Genomic DNA, 4,288 nt, shown 5'->3' on the forward strand with positions numbered 1-4,288 from the left:
GGACAGAAGCGCATCGACTTGCTCAAGCAGGCCGCCAAGCAGCTCGTCGACACGCTGGCGCAGCAGGCGGCGCAGATCAAGCAGATCGACAAGCCGGTCCAGTTCAGCCTCGTGCCGTTCGCGGCCTCGGTCAATGTCGGGCCAGACAACGACAACGCCGCGTGGATGGACACCTACGGGCTGTCGCCGATCGCCAATGAGAATTTCGACTGGTCGACGCTGAATGCGCCGGACAAATACGCCCAGAAGACCAACGGCATCTGGTATAAAAAGGGTACCGGCTGGGGCACGGAGGAGGGCCAGATATTGACCCGCTTCGAGCTCTATCGGGACATGAAGGTCGTCACCAGCCACGAACGTATCGCCGGCAGCAAGCGCGTCGTCTGCGACGAATATCGCGACAACCACACGTGCAGGCGCAGCCACGACGAATACGACTATGTCGACACTTACGGGCCGTTCGCCAGCTGGCAGGGCTGCGTCGAGGTCCGGCCTTATCCTTACAATGTCGACGACACGCCGGCATCCGGCGGACCCAACAACACCGGCATTGGCGTCGGAGACCCCGCGACGATGTTCGTGCCGATGTTCGCCCCGGACGAACCCGGCAACCACTGGTACGTGACCCAGGACCCCGATGAGCCGAGGCCGGTGACCTATGGCGCGGCCAACAGCTGGTGGAACGACGATCCCTCAAGCACCACCGGCAAGACCAGGCAATCGAACATGGCCAAGTATTTCATGCCCCGGCCAATCGATGCGCCGGTGCTGTCGAAAGGCGCCGGCCCGAACTACAGCTGCACCACCACGCCGATCACGCCGCTCACCGACGTCACAACCACGGACGGGCTGGCGGCCATCAAGGCGGCGGTCGATCTGATGCAGCCCAACGGCAACACCAATGTGCCCGAAGGCATGGCCTGGGGCTGGCGCACCGTCTCCAGCGCGCCCCCCTTCACCGAGGGGCGGCCGGAAACCGAGCGCGGCAACGACAAGGTCGTCATCGTGCTCACCGACGGCGAGAACACCTATTCGACGGTCAATCCCGACCCGGCCGGCAACAAGTCGACCTATGCCGCCTATGGCTATACCGGCGTCGGCTATAACGGCACTTCGGTCACCCGCCTGTTCGGCGGCACGTCGAGCGCCATCGGCCAGTTCAACTATTCATCGAGCAACTACACCGCGGCGATGAACGAGCAGATGGCGAAATTGTGCGACAACGCCAAGGCGGCCAAGATCATGGTGATGACGGTCGCTCTCGACATGTCATCGACCGATACCAGCGACCAGAAGGCGATGGCCGCGCTGAAGGCATGCTCTTCCGATTCCCGCTTCCGCAAGGATCCGACCAACCCCAGCAAGCCGGCCAAGCTGTTCTGGAACGCCACTGGCGCGACGCTCTCCGACAATTTCAAGGAGATTGCCAACGAGCTGTCGAACCTGCGGGTGGTGGGTTAAGCACGCCGGCGTGGAAATTGCTGATCTCCCCCGCAAGGGGGGAGATTGGCCGCTTCGCCGATTTCGCCAATCATCACCGCTGGCGCAAAAGCTGCCGCAGTCAAGGTCTTGCGGCCGGTGGACGGCCGTGATGAGTCCTTGGCCGAATGGAGCCGCCAATGCCCGACGCCGCCAACCATCTCACCTTCGCGCTGATCTGCCTCGGCATGGTGCTGACACCGGGCCCGAACATGATCTACCTGATCTCGCGCTCACTGTCGCAAGGGCCGAAAGCCGGGCTGATCTCTCTCGGCGGCGTGGCGCTGGGCTTCCTGTTCTACGTGGTATCGGCAGCCTTCGGCATCACCGCGCTCATCTTCGCCGTGCCTTACGCCTATGACGCGCTTCGCTTCGCCGGTGCGCTCTATCTGCTGTGGCTCGCCTGGCAGGCGCTGCGGCCCGGTGGGCGCTCTCCGTTCCAGGTGCGCGAGCTGCCCAGGGACCGGCCGCGCAAGCTTTTCGTCATGGGGCTGATGACCAACCTGCTCAATCCGAAGGTGGCCGTGCTCTATCTTTCGCTGCTGCCCCAATTCATCAATCCGGCCAAGGGCCATGTTCTGTCGCAGCTTCTGGTGCTCGGCGTGACCCAGATTTCGATCAGCCTCACCGTCAACGCCATCATCGCGGTGACCGCCGGCTCGATCGCGGCTTTCCTTGCCGGACGGCCCTTCTGGCTGGTCGTCCAGCGCTGGATGATGGGCACGGTGCTGACGGCGCTGGCGCTGAAGATGGCGACCGAGGCGCAAAGATAGCCGTCCCTCCAGACCAGCCGTCCTACATCGGCCGGCGCACCGGCCGGATCTGTTCCGGCTCGACCACCTTGCGGTAGAGATGCCAGGTCGCGTGGCCGAGGATCGGCATGACGACGGCAAGGCCGGCAAACAGGGGGATCGAGCCGACCACCAGCAATACGGCGACCGTCAGGCCCCAAAGCGCCATCGTCAGCGGGTTTGCCATCACCGCGCGGGCCGAGGTTTCGATCGCCGAAACGGCGCCGACGTCGCGGTCGAGCAGCAGCGGGAAGGCAACGACGGTGGTGGCCAAAACGACAACGGCGAAAACGAAGCCGACGGCGTTGCCGACCAGGATCAGCGTCCAGCCCTTGCCGGTCGTCAACACGTCGCGCACGAAAGCGCCGACCGAAGCGGGCGGCTCGGCGCCGAACAGGCTGGTGTAGAGCGACTGCGCGGTGAACAGCCACAAAAGGAACAGCGCGAAGAGCAGGATGCCGATGACCGCGATCGACGGCAGCGCCGGCGAATGGCGGACATCGAGCGCATGCCGCCAGTGGCTGCTCATGCCCAGCTCGCGCCGACGGCTGATCTCATAAAGGCCGATGGCCGCGAACGGGCCGATGAGCGCGAAACCCGACATCAGCGGATAGACGAGCTGAATGGCGTTCGAGCCCGAGCTCCATTGCGTCAAGATCAGGCCGACGATCGGATAGACCAGGCACAGGAACACGTAATGCGAGGGCTTGGCCCAGAAATCCTCGGCGCCGAGCTTCAGCGCGTCCCAAAGATCCGAGGTGGAGATGCGGCGCACCGTAGGCTGCACATGCATCCCATACGCATCCGCCATGACATGAAAACCGGCCATAACCGTCCTCCGTTTGTCAGTGCATGAGCGCGAAAACCAGGAGGTTCTCGCCACGCAATCATGCGCCAGATCAACGCGGGTCGGTCACCGCCTGCGGTGGCCCGCCCGTGGCTGCCACTTCAAGAACGACCGCATCATAGCCGATCTTCCGGGAAAAGTCGCCGCTTCACGCGATTTTCATCCCTTGCCTTTCGTCTCCTGCCCGGCAAAAGCCACGATCGGCGGTATCAGAGGGCCGGATGAGCATCTCGATCACCGCCCTCCCCGACCTCAACCGCCGCATGCTGCTCAAGGCAGCCGGCCTGGCGGCGCTTGCCGGCATCACGGCCTGCAGCACAGTCACGGTACCAACCGGCGAAGGCGCCGGCGCCTCTTCGTCCGCCACGGCGACATTGGCCGGTATTCGCAGCTCCGCCGGGCTGCCGGCGCTGACCCCCGACACGCAGCTCGAACAGGCGGCGCTGCAGCAGGCCGGCTACATGGCCTCGCGCGAGCGCATGAGCCACACCACCGGCTGGGGCAAGGATTTCGCCTCGCGCATGAAGGACAATGGCGTGCGGGGCGCCGCGGCCGAAAACATCGCCGAGGGCCGCTTCGACCTTGAGAAGCTATTCGACATCTGGATGCACTCGGACGGCCATCGCCGCAACATGCTCGATCCAGACTTCAGCCGCTTCGGACTGGCCTATGTGCGTGACGGCCGCGATCCTGCCTTGCGCTACTGGGCGCTGGTGCTCGGCCGATAGGCCATCGGCCCGGCCCTATCTCGTCGTCGCCTTGAACTTGCCCATCAGGTATGGCCCGGAGCGCACCGGCTCGTATTCGGCACCTCGCCCTTGGTTAGGCATGCGTCCAGAACCGTGATCTCGGCATCCCAGTTCGGCTGGTGGAAGAAGGCCATCGACTGCCGGCGATCCTTGCCGCCCTGCTCAGCCGGCGGGTTGACGACGCGATGCACGGTCGACACCCAACGGTCGTTGGTCCAGCGCGCCATCAGGTCGCCGATGTTGATGACGAAGGCGCCGGGGATCGGCGGCACCTCGGCCCATTCGCCGTCCGGCGTGACGATCTGAAGTCCGCGCGAACCCGCCTGCGGCAGCAGGATGGTGAGGCTGCCATAATCGGTATGGGCGCCGGCGCGGATCTGGCCGGGCTTCGGCGCGACATGCTGCTCGGGATAGTTCAACGC

General features: G+C 64.6%; 5 protein-coding genes. 3 read left to right on the forward strand and 2 right to left on the reverse strand.

Translation table 11 applies throughout. The features are described from left to right. A partial coding sequence (locus tag EOD07_RS24595) for a VWA domain-containing protein (RefSeq protein ID WP_164772487.1) occupies nt 1–1,461 on the forward strand: 1,461 nt, incomplete at its 5' end. A 158-nt stretch (nt 1,462–1,619) separates the two neighbouring features. Beyond that, the gene (locus EOD07_RS24600; protein ID WP_127237283.1) at nt 1,620–2,252 is read left to right on the forward strand and encodes a LysE family translocator; all 633 of its coding nucleotides are present in this window, start codon (nt 1,620–1,622) and stop codon (nt 2,250–2,252) included. 22 nt (nt 2,253–2,274) lie between these two features. On the opposite strand, the gene EOD07_RS24605 is transcribed toward EOD07_RS24600, so the two are convergent. Further along, nucleotides 2,275–3,099, reverse strand: coding sequence for a DUF2189 domain-containing protein (locus EOD07_RS24605; RefSeq protein ID WP_127237284.1), 825 nt, complete (start codon nt 3,097–3,099; stop codon nt 2,275–2,277). A gap of 239 nt (nt 3,100–3,338) precedes the next feature. On the opposite strand from EOD07_RS24605, the gene EOD07_RS24610 reads away from it, so the two are divergent. Continuing rightward, entirely contained in the window at nt 3,339–3,845 is a 507-nt protein-coding gene (locus EOD07_RS24610; protein WP_127237285.1) for a CAP domain-containing protein, read from the forward strand. Nucleotides 3,846–3,889: 44 nt separating this feature from the next. On the opposite strand, the gene EOD07_RS24615 is transcribed toward EOD07_RS24610, so the two are convergent. Further along, nucleotides 3,890–4,288, reverse strand: a 399-nt coding sequence (locus tag EOD07_RS24615) for a 2OG-Fe(II) oxygenase family protein (RefSeq protein WP_281059083.1), incomplete at its 5' end; no start/stop codon positions are given.

The organism is Mesorhizobium sp. M2C.T.Ca.TU.002.02.1.1 (genome assembly GCF_003997225.1).